This is a genomic window from Novosphingobium tardum (assembly GCF_042652045.1).
GTDB lineage: Bacteria > Pseudomonadota > Alphaproteobacteria > Sphingomonadales > Sphingomonadaceae > Novosphingobium > Novosphingobium tardum.
Genome location: NZ_JBHSDR010000003.1, coordinates 685097 through 711127, shown reverse-complemented (window position 1 = coordinate 711127; position 26031 = coordinate 685097). Strand labels below are relative to the sequence as shown.

Here is a 26031-nt window from a genome sequence, read left to right as displayed (position 1 = left end):
GTGGCCCCTGCCCCGCCGCCCGCCGCCGCGCATGACGTTCTCATCATCGGCTCGGGCGCGGCGGGGCTGACCGCGGCGCTGGCGCTGGCCGAGAAGTGCCGCGTCCTCGTCCTGGCCAAGGGCACGCTGACCGGCGGCTCGACCGCATGGGCGCAAGGCGGGATCGCCGCCGTGCTCGATGCCGGCGACACCTTCGAGGAGCATATCCACGACACGATGGTCGCCGGTGCCGGGCTCAACCGGCTGGAGACGGTCGAATACGTGATCGAGCGCGCCCCTCACGCGATCGACCGGCTGGTCGAGCTGGGCGTGCCGTTCAACACCGAGGCGGGCGCGCTCCACCTCACCCGCGAGGGCGGCCATTCGCAGCGCCGCATCGTCCACGTCAACGATGCCACCGGCTGGGCGGTACAGGAAGCGCTGCTCAAGGCGGCGAATGCCAATCCCAACATCACCTTGCTGCCGGGCCAGACCTGCATCGACTTCGTGACCGGGCGTCACGAGGAACGCTACTCGGGGTCGGGCCGGGTCTGGGGGGTCTATGCCCTCGACGAGGCGAGCGGCGCGGTCGTCGCGCACACCGCCCGCGCCACGGTGCTGGCCACCGGTGGGGCGGGCCGGGTCTACCAGTTCTCGACCGCCCCGCGCGGCGCCACGGGTGATGGGATCGCGATGGCCTGGCGCGCCGGGGCGCGCGTCTCCAACATGGAGATGATGCAGTTCCACCCGACCTGCCTCTACAACCTCGAGGTCAAGAACTTCCTCATCACCGAAGCGGTGCGCGGCGAGGGCGGGATCCTGAAGCACCCGGTCACCGGCCACCGCTTCATGCCCGATTACGACGAACGCGCCGAACTGGCCCCGCGCGACGTGGTGGCGCGGGCGATCGACGACCAGATCAAGCGCTTCGGGCTCGACTACGTCCACCTCGACATCAGCGACAAGCCCGCCGATTTCGTGCGCCACCACTTCCCCACAATCCACGAGAAGCTGCTCGAACTGGGCATCGACATGACCAGGGAGCCAATCCCGGTCGTCCCGGCGCAGCATTACACCTGCGGCGGCGTGCTGATCGACCTTGCCGGGCGGACCGACCTGCCGGGCCTCTATGCTGCGGGGGAATGCACCGAGAGTGGGCTGCACGGCGCGAACCGGCTCGCATCCAACAGCCTGCTCGAATGCTTCGTCTTCGGCGAGGCGGCGGCGGCGGACATCCTCGCTCGCTGGGACGAGTTCACCGCGCCCCCGCCGATCCGCGCGTGGGACGAAAGCCGCGTCACCGATTCTGACGAGGAAGTGGTGATCAAGCAGAACTGGACCGAGATCCGCCGCTTCATGTGGAACTACGTGGGCATCGTGCGGACCACCAAGCGGCTCGAGCGCGCGGCGCACCGCACCCGACTGCTGTTCGGCGAGGTCGAGGATTACTACGGCCACTTCCGGGTCACGACCGACCTCATCGAGCTGCGCAATCTGCTCCAGTGCGCCGACCTCATCGTGCGCTCGGCGCTTTCCCGGCATGAAAGCCGCGGTCTGCACTTCACCCTCGACTATCCGCAGACCGACCCGGTCGCGCGCGACACGATCCTGGTGCCGTGACGGCCCGGCCCGGCGTAGGGCAAAAGGAAGCGCAGCCGCAGCTCGTCCGCGCGCTGACACTTGCCCACGCCGTGCTCTACGGTATCGGGGTCACGATCGGCGCGGGCATCTACGTCCTCGTCGGCATCGCCGCCGGGCGCAGCGGGATGCATGCGCCGCTGGCGTTCCTCGTCGCCGCGCTCGCGCTCGCCCCCACCGCAGCCGCGTTCGCCGAGCTGGGCACACGAATGCCGGTCAGCGCGAGCGAGGCGGCCTATGTCCAGCGCGCGTTCGGCCGCCGCTGGCTGACGATCGCGATGGGGCTGCTGGTGATCGCCAGCGCGACCATTTCCGCCGCCACCATCAGCGCCGGCAGCGCGGGCTACATCGGGATGTTCGTGGACCTGCCGCGCGGCTGGATCGTCGCCGGCGTCGTGCTGGCGATGGGCAGCGCGGCAGCACTGGCGACCGCGCGCTCGGTCGCGATCGCCGGAGCGATGACGCTGGTCGAGGTGGGCGGCCTCGTCCTCATCATCGCGGCGGGGCTGGTCGACGGCGAGCCGGTGTTCGCGCGGCTGGGCGAAATGATCCCCACGCCGGGCGAGTTCGCCGCCTGGCGCGGGATCGGCGCCACCGCGCTGGTCGCGGTCTTCGCCTTCATCGGGTTCGAGCATCTCGTCAACGTGGGCGAGGAGATGAAGGAACCGTCGCGCACGCTGCCGCGCGCGCTGTTCATCACCCTGGGGGTGACCGGGCTGCTCTATGTCCTCGTCGTGTGGATCGCGGTCGTCGCGGTGCCGCCCGCGCAACTGGCCGCCTCCGACGCGCCGCTGGCACTGGTGTTCCAGCGCCTGACCGGGCTGCCGCTGGTTACGATGAGCGCGATCGCCGTCGTCGCCACGCTCAACGGCATCGTGGTCCACGTCATCATGATCGCCCGCGTGCTCTATGGCATGGCGACGCTGGGCGATCTGCCCCGCCCGCTGGCGCGGGTCGACCCGCGCACCGCGACGCCGCACGTCGCCACCGCGGTCGCGGTCGCGATGATCCTCGTCCTTGCGCTGGCGGTGCCCCTGGGCGGGCTTGCCGACCTTGCCTCACGCGGGACACTGCTGGTCTTCGCGGGGATCGACATCGCTCTGCTGCGGATCAAGCTGCGGGGCGATCCCCTGCCCGCCGGTGCGTTCTCATGTCCGCTGCCGGTGGTGTGGATCGCCCTTGCCGCCGCGCTGACCCTGCTGGCGCTGGAGCTTTACGTCTGAGCGGTCAGAGACCCCAGCCGAGCAGGCGACCGATCAGGATCAGCGCCATCGCCCCGATGATCGAGGCAAGACAGCCGGCTCGGTGAAATCCGGGGGCGCCGCGGGCGGTGATGAGCCCGGCGAGAAGCGAGCCGGCGATGCCGAGGCCCACGGTCCAGATCCAGCCGATGTTGACCGCACCCGGGTAGAAGAACCGCGCCAGGATCCCGACGACGAGACCGGAAACGATGGCGCCGATGATATTGATCATGTGGAACTCCCTTGACCGCCGGCGACTGTCCGGCCGAATGCGGCAAGGTGTGCCGCCAACCCGCGCGCCATGCAAGCCAGCCCGGACCTGCCGGGGCCGCTCAGCCCGCCGGGCGCAGCATCCCCCAGAAATGAGGACCGCCGCCGGGCACGTCGTATTCGCAGGTCACCGTGAAGCCGAGCCGTTCGTAAATCGTCACGTTCTCGCGCGTCGCAGTCTCGAGGTGCACCGGCAGGCCGCGGGCGGCGGCGCGCTCGAGCCCGGCGCGGATCGCGGTACCGCCCCAGCCCTGCCCCTGGAACGCGGGGGCGACGCCGGCGAAATGAAGGTAATAGTAAGGAAAGCCGCGTGGGTAATGCGCCTCCATCGCGTTGCTGACCTTGAGCCCGCGCCCTACCCGCCGGCCCAGCGCCAGCGCGAACGCGGGAAGTTCGCGCAGCGTCTCCCACACGGTTTCGCTGACCCGATCGGGCTCGCGCCACAAGGTGACGACCTCGCCGCCGGGAGAGCGCAGCGCGCTGCCCGCGGCCATGTCGGAGCGGACAATCAGTGGAAAGAACCGGGCGAAGCGTCGCGCCCGCTCGGCCGCATCGGGGATGATCCAGCTCAGCGCCGGATCGTCCATGAACGCGGCCGAAAGCGTCGCCGCCATGGCCGCCACGTCGCCGTTCGTCGCCTCAACGATTCGCGGCCGCGGCCGCTCGCCCCCTCCACCGTCCATCATCGCCCTCCGTCGATCGGAGCATGAGTGTGCGCTCGGGCCCCGACCGAGGCAACTCGGATCAAGTCGGACGATTTATCCACCGCGGTGTCACAGGATTGAAAAATATTTTGCCGGGGCCACTTCGCTCTTGCGCAGCGCGAAAGGTCCGCGTGGTCCACGCGTCGCTGCACTGCAACGCGGGCCGTGGTGCGCCAAAGCGAATCGCACGTGCGACGAATGGTGTGGTTATTCACGGCTTTACCCTCTTGCGTCGAAATTCGCTTGAGGCACTATAGGTAGTGGTCGGGTTGCAGGGGGCACCTCAACACCTTGTGAAAGGTTGAAACCGCGCATTTGTGCGGGCCCGTTCGTGCGACCGTCGCCGGCAGAGCGGCGGAGCGCCTCGGCCACCAGGTTCTGGGGAAAAGTTTTTCCCCGTGGGACGGACCGTTGCGATAGGATGGGCGCTTGCCTTCCGATTCGAACAGATGCGGAACATGGGGAACTCCCCGGAAGCCGCGGCGAACGACGATCGATAGCGTGCCGGCCCGGTTCGGGCGCACGCCAGGGGGCTGACACGATGGATTTCAGAAGCGGGGACGATGGCGCTGTGATGCAGGACATGTTGGCGACCATCGAAGGCGACACGACCGGTGGCACCGCGCCCGAGGCGCGTCCCGCCACTACGGGAAAGCAGGCGGCAATGACGATGGACAGGGCAAGCAGCGAAAGCGACGCGGGCAGCGCCGCGCTGGTCGAGGCGATGGCCGGGGCCGTGCTGGCGGCGGCCGGGACCGCCGCGCCGGTCAGCGACAGCAAGACCATCAACGCGCGCCGGTTCGCGGTGGTCACCGATGAATCGCGCGACGCGCTCCTGACCGACTTCGGCAAGGACACGCTCGAGGATCGCTACCTGCTGCCGGGAGAGACCAACCAGGATCTCTTCGCCCGCGTCGCCGATGCCTATGCCGACGACGCCGAACACGCGCAGCGGCTGTACGACTACATTTCGAAGCTGTGGTTCATGCCCGCCACGCCGGTCCTGTCGAACGGCGGCACCGGGCGCGGGCTGCCGATCAGCTGCTACCTCAACTCGGTCGACGACAGCCTCGAGGGCATCGTCGGCACGTGGAACGAGAACGTGTGGCTGGCCAGCCGCGGCGGCGGCATCGGCACCTACTGGGGCAAGGTCCGCGGGATCGGCGAAAGCGTCGGCCTCAACGGCAAGACCAGCGGCATCATCCCGTTCGTACGGGTCATGGATTCGCTGACCCTGGCGATCTCGCAGGGCTCGCTGCGGCGCGGCTCGGCGGCGGTCTATCTCGACGTCGCGCATCCCGAAATTGAGGAGTTCCTCGAGATCCGCAAGCCGTCGGGCGACTTCAACCGCAAGGCGCTCAACCTCCACCACGGGGTGTTGCTGACCGACGAATTCATGGAGGCCGTGCGCGACGGGGCCGAGTTCCATCTGCGCAGCCCCAAGGACGGTTCGGTCCGCGGCACGGTCGATGCGCGCAGCCTGTTCCAGAAGCTGGTCGAGACCCGGCTGGCGACGGGCGAGCCCTACATCGTCTTCTCCGACACCGTGAACCGGATGATGCCCAAGCATCACCGCGAGCTGGGGCTGAAGGTCTCGACCTCGAACCTGTGCTCGGAAATCACGCTGCCCACGGGCCGCGACCACCTCGGCAACGACCGCACCGCGGTCTGCTGCCTGTCGTCGCTCAATCTCGAGACCTGGGACGAGTGGAACGGCGACAAGCGCTTCATCGAGGACGTGATGCGCTTCCTCGACAACGTGCTGCAGGACTACATCGACCGCGCGCCCGACGAGATGGCGCGGGCCAAGTATTCGGCGATGCGCGAACGCTCGGTCGGGATGGGCGTGATGGGCTACCACTCGTTCCTCCAGGCCAAGGGGATCGCCTTCGAAAGCGCGATGGCCAAGGCGTGGAACCTCAAGATGTTCCGCCACATCGCCGCCGGCGCCAACGAGGCCTCGATGGTCCTGGCGCAGGAGCGCGGGGCCTGCCCCGACGCCGAGGAACGCGGCGCGATGGAGCGGTTCTCGTGCAAGATGGCGATCGCACCGACCGCGTCGATCAGCATCATCTGCGGCGGCACTTCGGCGTGCATCGAGCCGATCCCGGCCAACATCTACACGCACAAGACGCTGTCGGGCAGCTTCGTGGTCAAGAACCCGTACCTGGAGAAGCTGCTCGCCGCCAAGAGCAAGGATTCCACCAACGTGTGGAACTCGATCCTCGAGCATGGCGGATCGGTGCAGCACCTCGACTTCCTCTCGCCCGAGGAGAAGGCGGTGTACAAGACCAGCTTCGAGATCGACCAGCGCTGGCTGCTCGAATTCGCGGCCGACCGCACCCCCTACATCGACCAGGCGCAGAGCCTGAACCTCTACATCCCGGCCGACGTCGACAAGTGGGACCTCGCGATGCTCCATTTCCAGGCGTGGGAGCGGGGGATCAAGTCGCTCTACTACCTGCGGTCGAAGTCGGTTCAGCGCGCCGGGTTCGCCGGCGGGGTCGAGGCGGACAACACCGCCGAGCCCGCCAAGTACGAGCTGCCGACGACCGACTACGACGAATGCCTCGCCTGCCAGTAAGCCGCGTGCGCGCCGGGGCTGCCGCGCTGGCGGCGCTGGCGCTCGCCGGATGCGCGCACGCGGTCCCGGCAGCGGTCGCGCCGCACGCGCCCGGCTTCCTGCTCGGCCTGTTCCACGGCTGGGTGGTGTTGTTCTCGTTCATCGGCTCGCTGTTCGATCCGACCATCGCGATCTACGCGGTGCCCAACAACGGCGGGTGGTACGACTTCGGCTTTGCCTTGGGCGCGGGCGCATTCGGCGGCGGCGGAGCGGCCGCGGTACGCAGGCGCAGATGAGCGGATGGGATGAGCGGGCGGCGATGAAGGAGCGGGGGGCTTACAAATTGCGACACGCGCGGCGGTTGCCAGCGCTGCGTGGATCGTCTTTCCGGTTGCGAACGATTCGCAACTGTACGGAGTTTCTCAATGCGTAAATGGCATCGCTGGCTGGTGGTCTTCTTCGGCGTGTTCCTCCTGTGGATCTCGGTGACCGGGGTGCTCAGCCAGGTCGTGCCGATCGTCCAGCGCGGCGGGTTCGAGGAGGAGACGGTCGAACGCGGGCGCAGCGAGGCGGCGGCCGTCGAACAGGCGGTGGTCCCGGCGGCGCAAGCCCACGACGAGGATGAGCTTTCCGTCACGACGAAGAGCCCGGCGGCAATGACCGGCGCCGCTCCCGCCGCCGCGCCTGCTGCCTTCGTCTGCCCTGCCAACATGACCTGCCGGCCCAAGCCCAGGGCAGGCGACGGGCGCAGCATCGTGAGCACGCTCCACCACCTTCACTCGGGCGAGAGCTTCGGCCCGCTTGGCGTGACGATCTCGATCCTGTCGGGCCTCTCGCTGATCTTCTTCGCGTTCTCCGGGCTGTGGATGTACATCCAGATGTGGCGCAACCGCGCGAACCGAGGCCTGAAGCCGGGCTGGTTCTGGAAATAGATGCGCGCCGCCCCCGCCTTTCGCGCAAAGAAAAACGCCCCCCCGCCGAGCGGGGGAGCGCCTTCCGGCAGCGTTAAGCCGCCTTTTCCCGAAGGGGGCGGGAAATCCCTATTGTTCTTCTTCCATGCCGTAGGCGTTGGCCGCGGTCGCGCTGAGGCGGACCTTGTCGCCTTCCACCCCGGCGACGAGGCCGCGGCTGATGTAGTGATGGTGCCCTTCGTGGCTGCCCATGCCGCTGTCGGCCTTGGTCAGCTTGATCCGGTGATCCTCGACAGCGTCGACGGTGCCCAGGTGAACCCCGTCGGCGCCGATGACTTCCATGTGCTCGCGAATCTCGTCCATTCATCTTCTCCTTTGAAAGCGGCGCCCTCAGCGGGCGGTATCAACATCGCCCGCCGCGTCGGGATGGGCAAGCGGCGCGGCCGTGGGATCGGCGGACGTGTCCTGTTCGCCGGGGTGGGGAGCCTTGTGCTCGCCTGGCCCTTCCTGGCGCTGCACGCCATCGGGCTCGTGGCTCGTACGATAGTCCTGCGGCATAGGATTACTCCTGTCGGCGATTGCGACGATGTTGGCGACCCGAAGGCTCGGCGCGCGGCCGTCCCGATTGCCTGTTCAACGCCGCCGCGGCGGGTGCGTTCCCATGGTTACCGCAGCGGCAGGACAAGCACTTGCCGCGCCTCGCAATCCACGCCTTTCGCCCGCGCCCGTGCTTCCCAGGCGCGCGCGCAGACCCTATCTTCCCCTTTCACGCAGCAGGACTGAACCGATGTCTCTTCTCGAAGCCCGCAAGACCTACAAGCCCTTCGAATATCCCTGGGCCTACGAGTTCTGGAAGCGCCAGCAGCAGATCCACTGGATGCCCGAGGAAGTGCCGCTGGGCGAGGATTGCCGCGACTGGGCGCAGAAGATCTCGGAGCACGAGCGCAACCTGCTCACCCAGATCTTCCGCTTCTTCACCCAGGCCGACATCGAGGTGCAGGATTGCTACCACGACAAGTACGGCCGCGTGTTCAAGCCGACCGAGATCAAGATGATGCTCGCCGCGTTCTCCAACATGGAGACGGTGCACATCGCCGCCTACAGCCATCTGCTCGACACCATCGGGATGCCCGAGAGCGAGTACGGCATGTTCCTGGAATACCAGGAAATGCGCGACAAGCACGATTACCTTGCCCAGTTCGGGGTCGACAGCGACGAGGACATCGCCCGCACCCTGGCGATGTTCGGCGGCTTCACCGAAGGGCTGCAGCTCTTCGCCAGCTTCGCCATGCTGATGAACTTCCCGCGCTTCAACAAGATGAAGGGCATGGGCCAGATCGTGTCGTGGTCGGTCCGCGACGAGAGCCTGCACTGCGAAGGCATCACGAAGCTGTTCCACGCCTTCACCAAGGAGCGCGGCTGCCTGACCAAGGCGGTCAAGGAAGACATCATCGACTGCTGCCAGAAGACCGTCCGGCTGGAAGATGCGTTCATCGATCTGGCGTTCGAGCAGGGCCCGGTCCCGGGGATGAACCCCAAGGAGATCAAGCGCTACATCCGCTACATCGCCGACTGGCGGCTGGGCCAGCTCGGCCTGCCCGCGATCTACATGATCGAGGATCACCCCCTGCCGTGGCTCGCGCCGCTGCTCAACGGGGTGGAACACGCCAACTTCTTCGAAACGCGCGCCACCGAATATTCCAAGGCCGCGACGCGCGGCAACTGGAACGACGTGTGGTCGAGCTTCGATTCGCGGCGCAAGGCCAAGACCGTCGAAGCGGCGAACGAAGTCGCGGTGGGCGGCGAAGGCGAGCCGGACATGTTCGGCGCGGCGGGGATCGCGGCGGAGTAGGAGTTCAGCGACCCTTCGTCCGACTTTCGCGGGCGATGGGGCGCACGATCTTCTCGTGCGCGGCCGGCGCGCGTGACGATCGGCGGCGCCGCCTGCTTCACCAAATGTTGATCCTTGCCCGGCAGTTACGCGAAGGATGCACTTCGTCGCTCCTTACGTGGCGCCCTTGACGCCCTACCTGGCCCCGGTCGCGCCCTACCTGACCTGGGCCAACATCGGCATCGCGCTGGTCCTGCTCAATCTCCTGACCTTCGCCTCGTTCGGGATCGACAAGGCGCGGTCGCGCGACGGGGGCTGGCGAATTCGCGAAGCCACGCTGCTGCAGTGGGCGCTGCTCGGCGGGACGCCGGGCGCCTATGCCGGGCGCGCGCTGTTTCGCCACAAGACCCGCAAGCAGCCGTTCTGCTCGCGCCTGCACGCGATTGCGTTTCTCCAGGTCACTGCATTGGGCCTGCTGACTTGGTGGATGCTCGCCGCCTGACGCGCCGCGGCGCTGTCCTACAGCCGCCGGACTGTGCCAGCGTCGAAAATGATGGTCCGTCTCGCCTCTCCCGTCCTCCGCCCGTATCCGCTTCGCGGGAAAGATTGTTACGTGGGCACGACCGGACATTTCTTTTTCCTCCCGACGCACGGACGTCCGATTCCGGCCCGCAAGTCCTTGAGCGAGAACGCCAATGTTCGGGCGTCTGCGGTGTCACCCTGTGTAACTTGTGTCACCCTGGCGCGGCGCGAAAGGGGGTGCGCGGTCGCGCGAAATGCGGCACACTTACGCCGGGGTCGAGCTTCGGTGTTGGGGGAGCGCAAGAGGATGCCGGAATTTACGCCACGGGCGCGCAATGCGGCCGAGTTCGGGGCGCTGATGGGGCGGATGGCGACGGCGCGCGCGGATGCGCCGCCTGCCCCCGCGTATGAGCCGCGGCCCGACGACGTGATCATCACGCCTTACGGTAAGTGCGGCACCACGATGCTCCAGCAGATGTTCCACCAGCTGCGCACCGGCGGCGACATGGACTTCGACGACATCAGCCGCGTCGTCCCATGGATCGAGACCGCGCCTGCGCTCGGGATCGACATCAATGCCCCGCAGCGCGCCAACCCGCGCGGGTTCAAGAGCCATCTCGATTACGAATCCCTGCCGCGCGGGGCGCGCTACGTCGTGGCGTTGCGCGATCCCGGCGATGCCTTCGTCTCGATGCTGCGGTTCATGGAAGGGTGGTTCATCGAACCCGGCGCGCTCACGATGGAGGAATTCTTCGAAGGCTGGGTCACCGGAGGAGGGCCGGGGGGCAAGGGCTACTGGCCGCACCTGCTGAGCTGGTGGGCACAGCGCGACAACCCGGACGTCCTGATCCTGACCTATCGCGGGCTTACCGCCGACCGGGCCGGGCATATCCGCCGCCTGGCCGAATTCGCCGGGATTCCGGCCGACGACGCGCTGGTCGATCTCGTCCTCGAGCGCACGTCGCTGGCCTACATGCTGGAACACAAGGACCGCTTCGACGATGCGATGATGCGGGCGCGCAGCGAAAGCTCGCTGGGCCTGCCGCCGGGCGCGGATTCGGCCAAGGTGCGCGTCGGCGGGCGGCATTCGGGCGAACTGCCGCCGGCTCTCGCCGAGCGGCTCGACGCGATCTGGGCGGAACAGGTCGCGCCGGTGACCGGCCACGCCAGCTTCGCTGCGCTGGAAGAGGAACTGAGCAGGACGCGCCCGCCCGTGCAGCTGCCGCCAATCCCGGCGTGAGGCGTGCGCGGCCTTGCTCAGTAAGCGCGCTCGATCGGGGCGATCCGCGCCAGGGTCTTGCCCTGACAGCCCACGATCACCTCGCGGTAGGCGGGCAATGCCGGGCTGATCTGGCTGCGCACGTGCTGCCAGCCCGAGGTTGCGGCGCCGGGCGCGGCGCGCGCAAGCTCGACCGAGAAGCGCTGCCCCGGCGGCATCATCCGGTCGGTCGGGCCGGGAACCAGCCGCGCGGTCGCGCCGGGCGGCACGTCGATCTCGCCGCTGACGATCAGCGTCGGCACGGCGCCCGGGCCGGGCATCGCGTTGACGAAGGCGGTGAAGGCGCGGGCCGCCGGGCAGGCCAGCGGCACGGGTGCGGCACTGCCGTTGTCCACCCGCACGCATCCGCCGGCCAGGGCCGCCAGGGCCGCGCCCGCCGCAAGCTGGATCAATCCTCGCATCGTGTTCTCCTTGTCGCCTCCCTCCAGCATAGCGCCGGCTTCGTGGAGTGCGAATTGTCATTCCCGCTGCGGCCCCGGCAAGGCACGGCGCGCAACCCGCACGAAAGGCCTGGCCGCAAATGTCGCTAGCCACCTGGTACGATGCCCACGTCATGCCGCGCCTGATCCGCGTCGCCTGCGCGCAGCCGCCGATGATGGCGGCGCGCGCCAAGATTGTGCCGCAGGCGGCAGGCGATGTGTTCGAACTCGGCTGCGGCGGGGGCCTCAACCTCGGCCTGATGGACCCGGCGCGGATAACCAGTTTCGCCGGGATCGATCCCACGCCAGAGCTGCTCGACGATACTCGCCGCGTCGCGCAAGAGCGCGGGATCGCCGCCGACCTGCGGGCCGGGATGGGCGAGGCGATCCCCTTCGCCGACGCCAGTTTCGACACGGTGGTCACGACCTTCACGCTGTGTTCGGTGCAGGAACACGCGCAGACCCTGCGCGAGATCCGCCGGGTGCTGCGCCCGGGCGGGACGGCACTGTTCCTCGAGCACGGCGCCGCCCCCGATCCCGGGGTGGCGAAGTGGCAGCGGCGGATCGAGCCGGTGTGGAAGCGACTGGCGGGCGGCTGTCACCTTACCCGTCCGATCACCTCGGCCTACGAGGACGCCGGCTTTGCGATCAGCGAAGGAGGGCGGCGCTATGTGCCCCGCGCACCGCGCTTTGCCGGGTGGGTCGAATGGGGTGCCGGGCGGCCAGCCGGTTGACCGGGAAGCGGCGCCGGGCCATCGCTGACACGACGATGACCGGGCGAACCACCTACAGCAGCTACCTCGACCTCGACCGCCTGCTGAGCGCGCAGCATCCGGTCTCGGGCGCCCACGACGAACTGCTGTTCATCGTGATCCACCAGGCGAGCGAACTGTGGCTGAAGCTGTGCCTCCATGAACTGGAGGCGGCCCGCAACGCGATCGCCGCCGACGATCTGCGGCCCGCATTCAAGATGCTGTCCCGCGTCGCCCGCGCCCAAGGCCAGCTCATCGGAAGCTGGGACGTTCTGGCGACGATGACTCCGTCCGATTATTCGGCGATCCGTCCGCACCTCGGCGCGTCGAGCGGATTCCAGTCGCCCCAGTATCGGATGATGGAGTTCATCCTGGGCGGCCGGGACGCCGCCATGGCCGCGCTGCACGACGAAACGCCCGACGTCGCCGCCGCCCTGCGCGCCGAGCTGGCCCGGCCCAGCCTCTATGACGAGGTCTTGGGAATGCTCGCCCGTCGCGACTTTGCCCTTCCCAAGGCGATCCTCAACCGCGACCTGGCGGTGCCGCACGCCGCCTCGGAGGAAGTGGAAGCCGCGTGGGCCCGGATTTACGCCGACCCCGAAGGGCACTGGGACCTCTACGAGCTGGCCGAGAAGCTGGTGGATCTCGAGTACCATTTCCAGCGCTGGCGCTTCGGCCACCTCAAGACGGTGGAACGGATCATCGGCTTCAAGCGCGGGACAGGGGGAACGCAGGGCGTGCCCTATCTCGCCGGCGTACTGGCCAAGGGCTTCTTTCCCGAGCTGCTCTCGGTGCGGACCGCACTGTGACGCGGCGGGTCTGGGACATCAGCCAGGTGCTGCGCCCCGGCCTGCCGGTCTGGCCCGGCGACACCGCGTTCGCGCAGCGGCGGACGTGGACGATCGCGGACGGCACCCCGGTCAACGTATCGGCATTGACGTTCTCGACGCACAGCGGCGCCCATGCCGATGCTCCGCTGCATTACCAGGCCGATGGCGCGGCGATCGATGCGGTCGCGCTCGATCCCTACCTGGGCGAATGCCTCGTGATCGACGCGCGCGGCGCGGGCGACCTGATCCAGCCCCACAACCTGCCCGAGTTGGGTGGTGCGCGGCGGGTCCTGCTACGCACCTGGGACCGATTTCCCCATGACACCTGGCGCAGCGACTGGACCGCGATTGCCGCCGGCACGATCGCCGCACTGGCGGCCGCGGGCGTTATCCTGATCGGGATCGACGGACCCTCGCTCGATCCGCAGGAGTCCAAGGCCATGGACGCGCACCTCGCGGTTGCTGCCGCAGGCATGCGCATCCTCGAAGGTCTCGTCCTCGATGGCGTGCCTGCCGGGCGCTACGAGCTGATCGCGCTGCCGCTGGCCATCGCGGGCGCGGATGCGGCGCCGGTCCGCGCGGTCTTGCGGGAACTGACATGAGCTTCGCCGACGAGGCGCGGGCGCTCGACGCCGCCGACCCCCTGCGCTCCGCGCGGGACCTGTTTGTCCTGCCCGAGGACGTGACCTATCTCGATGGCAACTCGCTCGGCGCGCTGCCCCGTGCGACCGCGCCCCGGATTGCCGATGTGGTGACGGGCCAGTGGGGCACCGGCCTGATCCGCAGCTGGAACGACGCGCACTGGATCGACCTGCCACAGGGCGTGGGCGCAAAGATCGCGCCATTGATCGGCGCCCGCCCGAACGAGGTGATCGCCTGCGATTCTACCTCGGTGAACATCTACAAGCTGTTGTGCGCCGCCTTGACCCTGCGGCCCGGCCGGCGCGTGATCGTGTCCGAACCGGGAAACTTTCCGACCGACATCTACATGGTCCAGGGACTGGCGGCGCTGGGCCTTGCCGAGCAGCGCCTGGCCCGCGGTAACCCAATCGCCGACTTCGTTGACGACGACGTTGCCGCCGTCCTCCTCACCCACGCCCACTACAAGAGCGGCCGGCTCCACGACATGGCTGCGGTCACCGCGGCGGTGCAGGCACGGGGTGCATTGGTCATCTGGGACCTGTCGCACAGCGCGGGCGCGGTCGAGCTCGACCTTGACGGCGTCAACGCCGACTTCGCCGTGGGCTGCGGCTACAAGTATCTGAACGGAGGGCCGGGCGCGCCGGCGTTCCTCTACGTCGCCGCGCGGCACCAGCACGCCATCGCCAATCCGCTCAGCGGGTGGATGGGCCACGCCGCGCCTTTTGCCTTCGAGGATGCCTATGTCCCCGCCCCAGGCATCACGCGGATGCTGTCGGGCACGCCGCCGATCCTCGGGCTTGCCGCGCTTGAATGCGGGGTGGATACGGTGGCCGCGCTGGGTATTCCCGCACTTGCGGCAAAGAGCCGGCTGCTGACCGATTTCTTCATGCGCGCTATCGCCGGCACTTGTCCTTCGGTCGAATGCGTCAGTCCTGCGCATCCCGAACCTCGCGGCAGCCAAGTTTCATTGCGTCATCCCGATGCCTACGCGATCTGCCGCGCGCTGATCGACCGGGGCGTCATCGGCGACTTTCGCGATCCCGATATCCTGCGCTTCGGGTTCACTCCGGCCTATGTCGGGTTCGGCGATGCCTGGCATGCGGTGGAGCTGCTGGCCCAGGTCATAGAGGGACGTGCCTACGACCGCCCCGAATACCGCGAACGCGCCGCGGTGACGTGACCCTAGTTCTCAAGCTCAATGTCCCAGTAAAGCCAATCGAGCCAGGTATCGTGCATGTAGTTCGGAGGAAAGCCGCGGCCGCGCTCCTGCAATTGCCAGTTCGTCGGACGGATCGGCTCGATCAGCAGCGGCATGTGCGCCTGCTTGGGAGTGCGCCCGCCCTTCCGCATGTTGCAAGGCGCGCAGGCAGTGGCGACATTTTCCCAGGTCGTTCGCCCGCCAAGCCGGCGCGGAACGACATGATCGAAAGTAAGCTGGTGCGGACTGCCGCAGTACTGGCAGGCGAACCGATCGCGCAGGAACAGGTTGAAGCGGGTGAAAGCGGGAAACTCGGATGGCTTCACATATTGCCGAAGCGCGATGACCGAGGGGATCTTCATCTCGAGCGAAGGACTGTGAACTTCGCGTTCGTAGCTGGCGACGATGTCTACCCGCTCGAGGAAAACCGCCTTGATCGCGGTTTGCCAGGGCCACAGGCTCAGCGGATAGTAGGACAGCGGCGTATAGTCGGCGTTGAGGACGAGCGCGGGGCAGGCTGCAGGATTGCGCGAGGCATCGCCTGCCTCATGGTCGTTGCGGCGGGCCCGCGCGGCCCGTTCGATGAGATCGGGATGGAACATCCCAGTTTCGGCCCTCCCTTGCCCCGGGTCCTCCGTCCCGACCCGCCTGCCAGCCGCGAGTTACGGAAAGATGACGCCGTGAGCCAAGTGATCACGCACAGCGGGCGCCAGTCAACCCCCACCGCGCTGGCGAATCCACAGTTCTCCGCGCGGTGTTTCTCCCGGGTCACGCCCGGGCGGGGACCGGCCCACCCGTGATCGTCACCCGTTTCGCCCCCAGTCCCAACGGTTCTCTCCACCTTGGCCACGCCTATGCGGCGATCGTGGCGCACGATCTCGCACGTCAGCGGGACGGCGCATTCCGCCTGCGGATAGAGGACATCGACGCCGGGCGGAGCCGGCCCGAACTGATCAACGAATTTCTCGACGAACTTGCCTGGCTGGGTCTTCGATGGGACGGCGAGCTGGTCCTCCAGTCGACCCGGCTCGACGCCTACCGCGCTGCGGGCGAGCGGCTGAAGGAAATGGGACTGCTCTACCCGTGCACCTGCACCCGCGCCGAGATCGCCGCCGCCGCGACGCGGACGGGTCCGGACGGGCCGCTCTATCCAGGCACGTGCCGGCGTCGGCCACCGAGCGATGAAGGTCAGGCGGCATGGCGGCTGGACATGTCGCGCGCGACAGCGCTTGCGGGATCACTCACCTGGTTCGACGAGATCGCTGGAGAGCAAGTTGCGGATCCGGCCCGGTTCGGCGACGTCGTGCTGCTGCGCAAGGAAGCGCCTGCCAGCTATCACCTCGCCGCCACGCTCGACGACGCTGCGGACGGCATCACGTTGGTAACGCGGGGGATCGACCTGTTCGCCGCCAGCCACCTTCACCGACTGCTACAGGCGCTGCTGGGACTTCCCGTACCGCGCTGGCACCATCACCCGCTGCTCCTCGACGACCACGGGCGCAAGCTTGCCAAGCGCCGCGGAACAACGGGTCTTTCCGCGCTGCGCCTGGCCGGAGAGGACGGCCCCGGCCTTGCCGATTCATTGCGTTCGGGCAGGTTTGGCACTGGTATTAGGCTATCCGAAGGACTAGATTGGCTCCCATGAACACTCTGCTCGCCCTTGTCGTCGTCGGCTTTGCCATCATGGCCGCAATCAGCCTTGTTCGCGGGATCATCGCCTTCCTGCAAAGCACGAAGGAAGACCTCGCTTCGGGCACCGAAGGTGGCGCAACCCCGATGCAGCTGAAGCAGAACAAGATGATGTTCAACCGCATCAAGTACCAGGCGCTCGCGATCATCGCGGTCGCAGTGCTGATGCTGTTCAACCGCTAGAAAGAGGCGGTTCGACCGGCTAGTCACCGGTCATGGTGAAGCTCAACAAGATCTATACCCGCACCGGCGACGACGGCACCACCGGGCTCGTCGACGGAACGCGCAGGGCCAAGCACGACCCGCGAATGATCGCGATCGGCGAAGTCGACGAGTTGAACAGTGCGATCGGCCTGGCCATCGTGGCGCTCGACGACGCAGGCGCGCGTGACCTCGCCCGAATCCAGAATGATCTGTTCGATCTCGGTGCCGATATCGCCACGCCGCTGGGCGAAGTTGGTGGCAAGGACTTCACCCCATCGGAAATGGTCCTGCGGATCGTTCCGGCGCAGGTCGCCTGGCTCGAGGAAGCGATAGACCGCGCCAATGCCGATCTGCCGGCGCTGACCAGCTTCATCCTTCCGGGGGGTAGCGAGGCTGTCGCGCGGGTTCATCTTGCCCGTGCGATCGCCCGTCGGGCGGAGCGGGCGACAACGGCGCTCGCCGCAGTCGAACCCGTGAATCCGGCGGCGCTCGGCTATCTCAACCGCCTGTCGGATTATCTCTTCGTCCTAGCCCGCGCGATCGCCGCGATCGGCGCCGGGGACGTCAAATGGGTTCCCGGCGCGAACCGCTGACGATCGTCCGATGCTGCACTTGCGAAGGCTAGTCATGGCTCCGCTGGTGGTCTAGGGCCGGGTCCGTTTCATATTCCGAGGACGGACCCATGCAGACTATCGCGGTGATCGGTGCAGGCCAGATGGGCTCGGGCATCGCCCAGACCATTGCCCAGCATGGGATGAAGGTTCTGCTTTCGGACATCGACCTCGCAGTCGCCGAAAAGGCCCGTGACGGGATCGGCGGCGCCTTTGCCAAGCTGGTCGGCCGCGGAAAGCTTACTCCCGACGAGGCCGACAGCGCCCTCGCCCGGATCACGCCCGTCGGCGATTACGAGCCGATGTCCGAAGCCGACATGATTATCGAGGCCGCGACCGAGCGCGAAGAGATCAAGCGCAAGATTTTCGAGAGCGCCGGCAAGGTGCTGAGCCAGGGCGCGATCATGGCGTCGAACACTAGTTCGATCCCGATCACCCGTATGGCCTCCTCCTCGCCCGATCCGGAGCGGTTCATCGGCCTGCACTTCTTCAACCCGGTGCCGGTCATGGGCCTGATCGAGGTGATTCCCGGGCTTGCCACCAGCGCCGACACCGTTGCCCGCACCCGCGCCTTTGCCACCGCGCTGGGCAAGCAGATCGTCGAGGCGCAGGATGAGCCGGGCTTTGTGGTCAACCGCATCCTCCTGCCGATGATCAACGAAGCCGTCTTCGTTCTGGGTCAGGGCACGGCCAATATTGCCGATATCGACAAGGGCTGCCGGATCGGGCTCAATCATCCGATGGGGCCGCTCGAGCTTGCCGATTTTGTCGGCCTCGACACCTGCCTCGACATTGTTCGCGTGCTCTACAACACCACCGGCGACAGCAAGTATCGCCCGGCGCCGCTCCTCATGAAGTACGTCGAGGCGGGTTGGCTCGGCCGCAAGACCGGGCGGGGGTTCTACGACTATTCGGGCGAGGCGCCGGTCCCGACACGCTGAACGAGCCTCCTTGTCCGAAGCGCATCGGCGGGGAACTGTGCGGACTGACCGCGAGTTTCGTCTGCAGAAGCGCTGCAGCGATCGTGCGTGCGGCAATGGAGACCCATGAAATGGCCGATGCCGACAACAAGAACCCGCAGTCGCTGAAGGACCAGGGCGAGGACGCGGCCGACCGTTCGCTTCCGCCCGAGGCGCACAACGTCGAACAGGACGACGAGGACGCGCAGGCCCAGACCGTCGCCGACGAGGCGATCTCCCGGGCAACCTCGGTGCTGGGCGAGACGGAAAAAGTCGGATCGGGTGACGAAAACGGCGACGTGCCCGATCTCGTCGATCACATGAAGCAGATGGAAACCAGCGGAAAGATCGACATGAGCGCATTCCGCGGAGAGCGGAACGACGACGACGAGGAAGGCATGCTCGGCGAGCAGGGAATGGAAGACGACTTCCCACACGGAGCCGAATGACCTGATGAGAGGGGGGTCGTCCACGGTCGCCTCCCTTTCGCCTTCAGTGTTGAGCTGCGTCTTTCGCCCAAGGATTCTTGTGCGACATGTGCTGCGCCTGCGCCTTGTCCGCAGGCGTGGGGTCTGGATTCGGGACCGAACAATAGGCGGTCAGCATGACGCCCGCCGCCCAATAGAGCGCCTTCCAGCGACTGGCGAAGACGGTGTTAAGCTTGGGTCCTAACATCATGACGGACCGCAAAATAGCAGGCGGCGGTTAACAAGTTGCCCCGTCAACCGCCGCCCTGCAGATCAATCGATAATCAGACGGTGGCGTGCTTGAGCGCGCTCATCTCGTCGTGTCCGGCCTTGACCGAGGTCCACGCCGCGTCTGCAGCAGCACGGGCCTGGCTCGACAGGTCGACGTTCTTGAGCGCCGTTTCAAACTTGTCCTTCAGGTAGTCTTCGCCGCGCTCGACCTCGTTGATGATCGCCTTGTCATCGCGCGCCGAGACAGCTTCCTTGAGGCTGACGAACGCCCGGTGAGCGCCGCCCAGAAGCGTGCCGTCGTCCTCGGGATTCCCGCCGCACGCGGAGACGGCCTGCTGAAGCTGCGTTACCACCTGCCTGCGCTCGGCGGCGCGGGCACGGAACAGCTCGGCGTAGCGCGGATTATCGACGTCCTCGGCGGACTTTTCGTATCCATCGACGCTGTCGAGAAGGGTGGCGATCAGCGTATTGAGGGTGGTCGTATCCTTGTTATGCTCGGTCATTGAAATAGCTCCTGAATCCGGAATGGGGACTGCCCCTTTCAACGAAGCGCGGCCGATTGGGTTGCACGGAATCTTCATCGGGCCGCCGTTTGCAGGCGTCGGTCCGACCTACGCAATCACCCTGAATTGCCCGCGCGGTTGCTGCTGCCCAACCTCGCGCGATGCGTTACAAACATTCGCGCAAGGTCGGTCTTGCCCATCACCTGGCGATCCTGTGCATCGGCCTGATCCTCGCTACGACGACGGGGCGAGCGGCCGCCGCCGAGGGCGCGGCGGAACGGGTTTCCGCACGCTTCGCATCGTGCGGCGCGGGTGTGCGGATGACTTGCGTGGTCGATGGCGACACGTTCTGGCTCAATGGCGAGAAGATCCGCATCGCCGACATCAACACCCCCGAAACGCATGGTGCCGGGTGCGTGCAAGAGGCGCTGCTTGGCGATGCCGCCACCCGCAGGCTAACTGCGCTTCTCAATAACGGGCCTTTCACCCTCGCGGCGGTGGCGCGCGATACCGACAGGTATGGCAGGCTCCTGCGCATAGTGACCCGCAAACGCGAAAGCCTGGGTGCCCGGCTGGTCAGCGAAGGGTTGGCCGAGCCCTGGCGCGGGCGTCGGCGCAATTGGTGTTGAGCGTCAGTCCAGCGGCACCATCTTCACGCGCAGGCCGTCCTTCGGCTTGGGGATCGGCCAGGGCTGCCACGCCGGATCGTAGCCGGGTTCGACTTCGATCCGGTAACGGGTGAGGAGTTGGGCGGTGAGTATCTTGATCTGCATGTAGGCAAAGTGAAGCCCGAGGCACATGTGCGCTCCGCCGCCGAACGGCACCCAGGCATACTTGTGGCGCGCTGCGATCTTGTCGGGCGTGAACCGCATCGGATCGAACTTCGTGGGCTCGGGCCAGTGTTCCTCCATCATGTGGACCGAGGCGGCGCTGATCCCCACCGGGGTGCCCGCGGGAATCCGATAACCGCCGAATTCGAAGTCCTTCAATGCGCGACGAGGGGTCGAAGGAACCGGCGGGATCATGCGCAGCGTTTCCTTGAACGCCATCTCGGTGAGATCCAGTTTGCCGAGGTCGTCGTAAGCAAGCGCGCGGCCTGATCCGCCGGTCACCGCCAGCACTTCGGCCCGAAGCTTGTCCTGCCATTCCGGATTCTTCGCCAGCAGCCAGATCAGGCTGGTAGCCGAGCTGGTAATGGTGTCGTGCGCCGCCATCATCAGGAAGCTCATGTGATCGACCACGGCATCGACCGGCAATGGCTCGCCGTCTTCCGTCGTAGCGCGACAGAACTGGCTGAACATGTCCTGCCCACCGCCCGCGCGCCGTTCCAGCACCTGCGGAGTGAACCATTCGACCAGGAACTTGCGCCCCGCCACGCCGCGCCCCATCGCGGTGAAAGGCAGCGGCTTGCGCACCACCCCGATCGAGGCCTGGACCATATCGACGAAAGCCTTGTTCAGCCGGTCGGCCTCGGGTCCGAGCGGCAGGCCGAGAAAGCTGGTCGCCGCAAGGTCGAGTGTCAGCCGCTTGATCGCCGGGTAAAACAGCATTTCGCGGCCCGTGCCCCATTGCGCGACTCGCTCGGAAATCCCGGCGTTGAGCGCGTCTGCGTAGTGGCGCATCGGTTCCGGCTTGAACGCGATCGACAGCGCCCGCCGGTCGACCCTGTGCTTTTCGAAATCCATCAGCATAAGGCCGCGCGGGAACAGCAGGTCGAGCACGGGACCCCAGCCCTGCTCGGAACTGAAGGTCTTGTTGCGATCGAACAGGACAAGCTCGTTCGCGTCCGCGCCGGCCAACGATACCTGACGCCGTCCGAAGCTGTTGGCACGGAACACGGGACCATAAGTCCGCCGCATGTATTCGCCGTAGCCCGCAGGGTTCGCCAGCACCTTCAGCGTCGTGCCTACGATCGGCCAGCCATCTTCGCCCGGAATGTGGTCGAGCGCCTTGGGATCGAGCTGCCGCGACCAGTGAGTGAACGCGCGCGCAGTGGAATGAGCCGGGGGAGCAAGCGTTGCCATTCGATCCTCGTGTTACTTACCTTTATGTAAGCAGTTACATCGGTCAAATCCAGCCTGCAAGCTCTCCTCGCATGAGCGTTTCCAGCATGTCCATGCCGCTGTCGGAGACGTTTAGGCAATCGAGCGCCGCAAATTCGCGCCCGCCTGCGCCAAGGAACTGTTCGCGCCCCCGGATGGCCAGTTCCTCGCGCGTTTCGAGACAGTCGGCTGAGAACCCCGGCGCGGCTATCGCCAGCGCGCGCGTGCCCGCCGCGGCCTCCTTCGCAAGGACTGCATCGGTGGCCGGCTCAAGCCATTTCGCCCGGCCGAAGCGCGACTGGAATGCTGTTTCGATGCGCAAGCCCGGGTGGGACGAAGACAGCTCTTCCGCGACCAGGCGCGCGGTCTTGCGGCAATGGCAATGGTACGGATCGCCAAGATCGAGAGTGCGCTGAGGCATTCCGTGAAAACTGAGGACCAGCACTTCGGGTTCGAAGGAAAGCGAGCCGATCTGCCGCGCAAGATCGCTCGCCAGTGCGGCAATATAGGCCGGATGATCGTGATAAGCGGGCAAAGTCCGCATGGCCGGCTGCCATCGCATCGCCTTCAGCGTATCGGCCAGGGCATCGACTGCGGTTGCAGTCGTGGCCGCGCTGTACTGAGGGTAAAGCGGCGCGAACAGGATCCGCTCGCAGCCCTGCGCCTTCATCGCCGCAATCTGATCGGGGATCGACGGATTGCCGTAGCGCATCGCGTGGCGCACGAGGACGCCTTCGCCAAGCCGGGCCTGAAGTTCGCGTGCCTGCGCGGCGGTTATCGCGGCCAGCGGTGAACCATCTTCCCCCCAGACCTGGGCATAGGCGTGCGCCGACTTGGCCGGACGCGTGTTGAGGATGATGCCGCGCAGGATCGGCTGCCACAGCAGCGGCGGTATTTCGACCACCCGCCGGTCCGACAGGAACTGGGCGAGGTAGCGCTTCACGCTTCGCGCATCGGGTGCATCGGGCGTCCCGAGATTGACGACGAGTACGCCGACCCGCGGCGGCGCGATGGCTGGATGGCTTGGGGGTTGATCCACAGCGTCTACAGTCCTTCGGAAAGCAGGGGCAACCTGCGGAATCGCAGGCCGGTCGCCGAAAACAGGGCATTGGCCACCGCAGGTGCAACCGCCACGGCGCCGAGTTCACCGGGGTCGAACGGAGGTGCGTCGCTATCCACGAATTCGACGCTAATTCGCGGGCAATCGGCCATGAGCGGCAGATCAAGCGACGCAAGGCGGCTCGATTCCGGAATGCCGCGATCATAAGCCGCTGCACCGCCCATCGCCATGCCCAGGCCGTACACGAGGCCGCCCTCGATCTGCTGGCGCGCGATGTCGAGGTTGATGATCCGGCCGATGTCGGCGACCGCGGCAAGGCTGTCGACCCGCACGCCGCTGGCGTCGCGTCTTGCGGTCGCGATCACCGCTATCCGTCCGCCGCCCTTCCGCGGAGCCGCAATGTCGTCGATCCGGTGGCAGGCCACTCCCTGCCCGCTGGCATCGCCGCCGCCACCCCACTGGCCGAGGCGCGAGGCGGCGATCAGGCAGCCGACGAGGCGTTCGTCGCCGGCGAGCATCTCTATCCGGAACGACAATGGCTCCCGCCGGGCAAGATGGGCTAGCTCGTCGACGAAGCTTTCGGTGAAGAAGGCGGTGTAGCCGTTGGCATTGCCGCGGTAACGGCCCGTGGGCAGGCCGATCTCGACCGGGACATGGTCAACGGCGAGATTGGGGATCGTATAAGGCGGCGCCGCTCCTTCCAGCGCCAGCGGGTCCTTGCGCTCGCCGTTGTCGACGGCGGCAGCAAACGGACCAGCCAGGTCGAACAGCCGCGAGGCGAATTCGTGCGAGGTTCCCGGCAGCGCGAGCCGCGCCCGCCATGCCGCGATGCCTCCGCTGCTGACAGTCTTCGCGGCCAGGAGCGCGATGACCGGCGTTCGCGGCCAACCGCGCAGCGTTTCTTGGTGGCGCGAATAGACGAGCTGCACCGGACGCCCGACCTCGCGCGCGATAATCGCGGCTTCCACGGCAACGTCCTGCTCCAGCCGGCGATCGAAGCTGCCACCTGCGGGCAGCGGATAGATGACCACATCTGCCTCGGCCAGCTTGAGCGCGCGCGCGGCGGCGCGGCGAGCCTGCTCGGGCGCCTGGGTCGCAACCCACAGTTCGAGCGTGCCATCGATAAGCCGCGCGGTCGCGGTCGAAGTTTCCACCGTTACGTGAAGCGCGGGCGCGACTTCATAACGAGAGGCGAGGCTGGGCTTGGTGCCGATAAGGGCATCGGGATCGCCGATTTCGGCAAGCCGGTGCGCGCGCCCGCTACGCAAGGCGGCATCCATCGCGTTGTCGATCGTGCCGCTGTCGGCGAGGCTACGCGCGTCGAAGCGGGGGCGCATCGCGGCGAGCGCCCGGTCCGCGGCCCACCAGCTAGTGCCCACCGCTGCCAGCCAGTGTGGCGTACGAACGACACCAACCAGACCGACAATCCCCTTCGCGCCGGACGGCTCGAAGCGCGACAGAACGGTTTCGCCAATCGGCCCGTGCGCGATCGCGGCATAGACCATGTTCGGCAGGCGGATATCGCCAGCAAACGCAAAGCTGCCGTCGACCTTCGACGGAGCGTCGAGCCGGGGATAGCGCGGCGGCAGGCCCGCCAATGCGTCGCGCGGCCGCTCGCGTGGCGCTTCCGGACGCATGACCGCGGGCGACGGAACGGAATAAGTCGCGGCCTCGGCAGCGAGTTCGCCGAACCGAGCGCGGTTGCGGTCGTGGAGGATGAATCCGGCCTCGGCCTCGCATTCCTCCCAGGCGACGCCCCAGCGATCGGCGGCGGCTTGCGCAAGGAGGTTGCGCACGCCGGCCGCCGCCTCGCGCACGGGCTCTTCGTAGGCGGCCAGCGCAGTGCCGTCGGCCGTGATCATCAGGCGATGGCTCTCGGCAAAGCGTCGGGCAAGGAGGTCCTCGGGGCTGCCGGCCAGTCCTTCGCCCAGCCCTGCCCACATCCCGGCCCATCTCGCGGCCAGCACCGGGTTCGCGTACTGGGCGCTGATCGCCGCGGGTTCGACCGCGATCTGGCGCCAGTCTGCGCCAAGCTCCATTGCCACGATCTGCGGAATCAGGGTGGTGATCCCCTGCCCCATTTCGCACTGCGGCACGGCAACGCTGACCACGCCGTCACGCGCGACCTTGATCCAGGCATTGAACGCGGTTTCCCCGGGGGCGGGAGAAAGTGGCAAGGGATAACGCCGGGGCATCAACGCATAGGCAACCAGCAGGCCACCGCCCGCAGCGCCCACAAGCAGGCCCCTGCGGCTCAACTGCATCGGCAAAGGGTCGGATCATGGCCCGGTGCGGGCGCGGCGGGCTGGGTCACTTCTGGTTATCGAGCCAGGTCGAAAGCCGCCGGGCGATGGAAGCGAAGGCATCGGCGACAGGGCCTTCGCCTGCGGCTGGCGGACGCCCGCCGTCGCTGTCCACCCGGATGGACATTTGCAGCGGAATGCGGCCCAGGAAGGCGTGCCCCATCGCCTTGGCCGCCGCTTCGGCGCCGCCGATACCGAACGGGTCGCTTTCCTCACCGCAATGCGGACAGATATAGCCGGCCATATTCTCGACAAGGCCCACGATGGGCACGCCGGCCTGCTCGAACAGGCCGATAGCCCGCATCGCGTCCATCAGCGCAAGGTCCTGCGGCGTCGAGACGATAACCGCACCAGCGGGCTTGTGGCTTTGCAGCATCGATAGCTGCACGTCGCCAGTGCCTGGCGGCAGGTCGACGATGAGATCGGTCACGTCGCCCCACTCGGCATCGATCAACTGGCCGAGCGCCTTGCCCGCCATCGGCCCGCGCCAGGCAATCGCCTGGCCGGGAGGGACCAGATGCCCCATCGACAGCAGCGGCACACCCCACGGGCTGGGAACGGGAACGAGCTTGTTCCCCTGCGCTTCGGGGCGCTGCCCCTCGTTGGCGAGGAGGCGAGGCTGCGAGGGACCGTAGATGTCCGCATCCACCAGCCCGACCTTGCGCCCCTGGCGCGCCATCGCGACGGCAAGATTGGTCGACAGCGTCGATTTTCCGACACCGCCCTTGCCCGACCCGACCGCGATGATCCGCGGGCCTGTCCGTGCGCCCTGGGCAGCCGCCGGCGTTGGCGTGGGCGCCGTACTCGGATCGCGCTCCGCGGTCATCGCGACGCGCACCTCAGCCACCCCCGGAACCTGGCGCAAGGCACCGCGCACGGCGATCTCGAGCCGGTCGCGCGCGAGGCGGTCGAGCTCCGCCACGTCGAGAACCACGCTCGCCACGCCGTCCGCCACGCGCAGGGTCTGGACGGCGTTGCCGGCTACCGGCTCAAGCGCGGCGCGGGCGAGGTCTGCGGGTTCGCGGTCGCCCGCGTCGGGGCCGTGGCTCGGGGTTTCATCCATGGCGCCTCCCCTACAAAAGGAAAATCGGCGGCGACACTGTTTTTCCGGGGACCGCATGCCTATAACCGAAGCATGACGGGATCGGGTGGACGGATAGCGCGCGCTGGCGCGGCAGTTTGG

Annotated in this window: 30 protein-coding genes; 18 read left to right on the top strand and 12 right to left on the bottom strand. The window is 67.2% G+C overall.

Translation table 11 applies throughout. The features are described from left to right. Both nadB and ACFO0A_RS03620 read left to right on the top strand, forming a co-directional pair. Nucleotides 1-1599, top strand: a complete 1599-nt coding sequence (nadB, locus tag ACFO0A_RS03625; RefSeq protein WP_379537608.1) for an L-aspartate oxidase — start codon at nucleotides 1-3, stop codon at nucleotides 1597-1599. Beyond that, nucleotides 1596-2840: an APC family permease gene (locus ACFO0A_RS03620; protein ID WP_379537607.1), complete on the top strand. Its 1245-nt coding sequence runs from the start codon at nucleotides 1596-1598 to the stop codon at nucleotides 2838-2840. Before nadB ends, ACFO0A_RS03620 begins: the two co-directional genes overlap by 4 nt. Nucleotides 2841-2844: 4 nt before the next feature. Here ACFO0A_RS03620 and ACFO0A_RS03615 read toward each other — a convergent pair whose 3' ends face one another. After that, nucleotides 2845-3090 (bottom strand): GlsB/YeaQ/YmgE family stress response membrane protein, encoded by a 246-nt coding sequence (locus tag ACFO0A_RS03615; protein WP_379537606.1) that lies wholly within the window; start codon nucleotides 3088-3090, stop codon nucleotides 2845-2847. A 100-nt stretch (nucleotides 3091-3190) separates the two neighbouring features. Then, the gene (locus ACFO0A_RS03610; RefSeq protein WP_379537605.1) at nucleotides 3191-3814 is read right to left on the bottom strand and encodes a GNAT family N-acetyltransferase; all 624 of its coding nucleotides are present in this window, start codon (nucleotides 3812-3814) and stop codon (nucleotides 3191-3193) included. Between the two features lie 682 nt (nucleotides 3815-4496). Here ACFO0A_RS03610 and ACFO0A_RS03605 point away from each other — a divergent pair. The 3 genes from ACFO0A_RS03605 (at nucleotide 4497) to ACFO0A_RS03595 (ending at nucleotide 7327) form a co-directional block, all read left to right on the top strand. Continuing rightward, nucleotides 4497-6416: a ribonucleoside-diphosphate reductase subunit alpha gene (locus tag ACFO0A_RS03605; RefSeq protein WP_379538156.1), complete on the top strand. Its 1920-nt coding sequence runs from the start codon at nucleotides 4497-4499 to the stop codon at nucleotides 6414-6416. Beyond that, on the top strand, nucleotides 6398-6691 hold the full coding sequence (locus ACFO0A_RS03600; RefSeq protein ID WP_379537604.1) for a hypothetical protein: 294 nt from the start codon (nucleotides 6398-6400) through the stop codon (nucleotides 6689-6691). The genes ACFO0A_RS03605 and ACFO0A_RS03600 overlap by 19 nt, the downstream gene beginning before the upstream one ends. Nucleotides 6692-6820: 129 nt before the next feature. Beyond that, a complete protein-coding gene (locus ACFO0A_RS03595; protein WP_379537603.1) occupies nucleotides 6821-7327 on the top strand; it encodes a PepSY domain-containing protein in 507 nt (168 codons plus the stop codon). 108 nt (nucleotides 7328-7435) lie between these two features. Here ACFO0A_RS03595 and ACFO0A_RS03590 read toward each other — a convergent pair whose 3' ends face one another. Next, complete coding sequence (locus ACFO0A_RS03590) at nucleotides 7436-7669, bottom strand: DUF2171 domain-containing protein (protein ID WP_379537602.1); 234 nt, start codon at nucleotides 7667-7669, stop codon at nucleotides 7436-7438. A 27-nt stretch (nucleotides 7670-7696) separates the two neighbouring features. Then, nucleotides 7697-7864 (bottom strand): hypothetical protein, encoded by a 168-nt coding sequence (locus ACFO0A_RS03585; RefSeq protein WP_379537601.1) that lies wholly within the window; start codon nucleotides 7862-7864, stop codon nucleotides 7697-7699. A 229-nt stretch (nucleotides 7865-8093) separates the two neighbouring features. Between ACFO0A_RS03585 and ACFO0A_RS03580 the strand changes: the two genes are divergently transcribed. The 3 genes from ACFO0A_RS03580 (at nucleotide 8094) to ACFO0A_RS03570 (ending at nucleotide 10899) form a co-directional block, all read left to right on the top strand. Beyond that, nucleotides 8094-9158, top strand: coding sequence for a ribonucleotide-diphosphate reductase subunit beta (locus tag ACFO0A_RS03580; protein WP_379537600.1), 1065 nt, complete (start codon nucleotides 8094-8096; stop codon nucleotides 9156-9158). Between the two features lie 136 nt (nucleotides 9159-9294). Next, nucleotides 9295-9639, top strand: a complete 345-nt coding sequence (locus ACFO0A_RS03575) for a DUF1294 domain-containing protein (protein ID WP_379537599.1) — start codon at nucleotides 9295-9297, stop codon at nucleotides 9637-9639. A gap of 327 nt (nucleotides 9640-9966) precedes the next feature. Further along, entirely contained in the window at nucleotides 9967-10899 is a 933-nt protein-coding gene (locus ACFO0A_RS03570; protein ID WP_379537598.1) for a sulfotransferase domain-containing protein, read from the top strand. A gap of 17 nt (nucleotides 10900-10916) precedes the next feature. Here the strand turns inward: ACFO0A_RS03570 and ACFO0A_RS03565 are convergent, their stop codons facing one another. Beyond that, complete coding sequence (locus ACFO0A_RS03565) at nucleotides 10917-11339, bottom strand: hypothetical protein (protein WP_379537597.1); 423 nt, start codon at nucleotides 11337-11339, stop codon at nucleotides 10917-10919. A 119-nt stretch (nucleotides 11340-11458) separates the two neighbouring features. Here ACFO0A_RS03565 and ACFO0A_RS03560 point away from each other — a divergent pair, with 119 nt between their 5' ends. From ACFO0A_RS03560 to kynU, 4 genes are read left to right on the top strand one after another with little or no spacing between them, the layout of a single operon-like run. After that, nucleotides 11459-12091, top strand: a complete 633-nt coding sequence (locus ACFO0A_RS03560; protein ID WP_379537596.1) for a class I SAM-dependent methyltransferase — start codon at nucleotides 11459-11461, stop codon at nucleotides 12089-12091. A 35-nt stretch (nucleotides 12092-12126) separates the two neighbouring features. Beyond that, on the top strand, nucleotides 12127-12918 hold the full coding sequence (locus ACFO0A_RS03555; protein ID WP_379537595.1) for a tryptophan 2,3-dioxygenase: 792 nt from the start codon (nucleotides 12127-12129) through the stop codon (nucleotides 12916-12918). Further along, the gene (kynB, locus tag ACFO0A_RS03550; RefSeq protein WP_379537594.1) at nucleotides 12915-13541 is read left to right on the top strand and encodes an arylformamidase; all 627 of its coding nucleotides are present in this window, start codon (nucleotides 12915-12917) and stop codon (nucleotides 13539-13541) included. The genes ACFO0A_RS03555 and kynB overlap by 4 nt, the downstream gene beginning before the upstream one ends. Beyond that, a complete protein-coding gene (gene kynU / locus ACFO0A_RS03545) occupies nucleotides 13538-14761 on the top strand; it encodes a kynureninase (RefSeq protein WP_379537593.1) in 1224 nt (407 codons plus the stop codon). Before kynB ends, kynU begins: the two co-directional genes overlap by 4 nt. Nucleotides 14762-14763: 2 nt before the next feature. Here kynU and ACFO0A_RS03540 read toward each other — a convergent pair whose 3' ends face one another. Then, the gene (locus ACFO0A_RS03540; protein WP_379537592.1) at nucleotides 14764-15381 is read right to left on the bottom strand and encodes an HNH endonuclease; all 618 of its coding nucleotides are present in this window, start codon (nucleotides 15379-15381) and stop codon (nucleotides 14764-14766) included. A gap of 194 nt (nucleotides 15382-15575) precedes the next feature. Here ACFO0A_RS03540 and gluQRS point away from each other — a divergent pair, with 194 nt between their 5' ends. The 5 genes from gluQRS (at nucleotide 15576) to ACFO0A_RS03515 (ending at nucleotide 18691) form a co-directional block, all read left to right on the top strand. Further along, on the top strand, nucleotides 15576-16424 hold the full coding sequence (gene gluQRS, locus ACFO0A_RS03535; protein WP_379537591.1) for a tRNA glutamyl-Q(34) synthetase GluQRS: 849 nt from the start codon (nucleotides 15576-15578) through the stop codon (nucleotides 16422-16424). After that, entirely contained in the window at nucleotides 16421-16651 is a 231-nt protein-coding gene (locus tag ACFO0A_RS03530; protein WP_379537590.1) for a hypothetical protein, read from the top strand. Before gluQRS ends, ACFO0A_RS03530 begins: the two co-directional genes overlap by 4 nt. Before the next feature lie 32 nt (nucleotides 16652-16683). Continuing rightward, nucleotides 16684-17265 (top strand): cob(I)yrinic acid a,c-diamide adenosyltransferase, encoded by a 582-nt coding sequence (locus ACFO0A_RS03525; protein ID WP_379537589.1) that lies wholly within the window; start codon nucleotides 16684-16686, stop codon nucleotides 17263-17265. Nucleotides 17266-17354: 89 nt separating this feature from the next. Then, on the top strand, nucleotides 17355-18224 hold the full coding sequence (locus ACFO0A_RS03520) for a 3-hydroxyacyl-CoA dehydrogenase NAD-binding domain-containing protein (protein ID WP_379537588.1): 870 nt from the start codon (nucleotides 17355-17357) through the stop codon (nucleotides 18222-18224). A 95-nt stretch (nucleotides 18225-18319) separates the two neighbouring features. After that, entirely contained in the window at nucleotides 18320-18691 is a 372-nt protein-coding gene (locus ACFO0A_RS03515) for a hypothetical protein (protein ID WP_379537587.1), read from the top strand. Nucleotides 18692-18734: 43 nt separating this feature from the next. On the opposite strand, the gene ACFO0A_RS03510 is transcribed toward ACFO0A_RS03515, so the two are convergent. Together ACFO0A_RS03510 and ACFO0A_RS03505 are read right to left on the bottom strand one after the other, a co-directional pair. After that, entirely contained in the window at nucleotides 18735-18920 is a 186-nt protein-coding gene (locus ACFO0A_RS03510; RefSeq protein ID WP_379537586.1) for a hypothetical protein, read from the bottom strand. Nucleotides 18921-18993: 73 nt separating this feature from the next. After that, nucleotides 18994-19443, bottom strand: a complete 450-nt coding sequence (locus ACFO0A_RS03505) for a ferritin-like domain-containing protein (RefSeq protein ID WP_379537585.1) — start codon at nucleotides 19441-19443, stop codon at nucleotides 18994-18996. Nucleotides 19444-19604: 161 nt separating this feature from the next. Here ACFO0A_RS03505 and ACFO0A_RS03500 point away from each other — a divergent pair, with 161 nt between their 5' ends. Beyond that, entirely contained in the window at nucleotides 19605-20072 is a 468-nt protein-coding gene (locus tag ACFO0A_RS03500; protein ID WP_379537584.1) for a thermonuclease family protein, read from the top strand. Nucleotides 20073-20075: 3 nt separating this feature from the next. On the opposite strand, the gene ACFO0A_RS03495 is transcribed toward ACFO0A_RS03500, so the two are convergent. From ACFO0A_RS03495 to ACFO0A_RS03480, 4 genes are read right to left on the bottom strand one after another with little or no spacing between them, the layout of a single operon-like run. After that, nucleotides 20076-21467 carry a cytochrome P450 gene (locus ACFO0A_RS03495; protein WP_379537583.1) on the bottom strand — a complete coding sequence of 464 codons (1392 nt, stop codon included), beginning with the start codon at nucleotides 21465-21467 and terminating at the stop codon, nucleotides 20076-20078. A gap of 43 nt (nucleotides 21468-21510) precedes the next feature. Further along, the gene (gene hemH, locus ACFO0A_RS03490) at nucleotides 21511-22524 is read right to left on the bottom strand and encodes a ferrochelatase (RefSeq protein ID WP_379537582.1); all 1014 of its coding nucleotides are present in this window, start codon (nucleotides 22522-22524) and stop codon (nucleotides 21511-21513) included. Nucleotides 22525-22529: 5 nt separating this feature from the next. Continuing rightward, a complete protein-coding gene (locus ACFO0A_RS03485; RefSeq protein WP_379537581.1) occupies nucleotides 22530-24809 on the bottom strand; it encodes a molybdopterin cofactor-binding domain-containing protein in 2280 nt (759 codons plus the stop codon). 46 nt (nucleotides 24810-24855) lie between these two features. Then, nucleotides 24856-25911 carry an Mrp/NBP35 family ATP-binding protein gene (locus tag ACFO0A_RS03480; protein ID WP_379537580.1) on the bottom strand — a complete coding sequence of 352 codons (1056 nt, stop codon included), beginning with the start codon at nucleotides 25909-25911 and terminating at the stop codon, nucleotides 24856-24858. Between the last annotated feature and the right edge of the window lie 120 nt (nucleotides 25912-26031).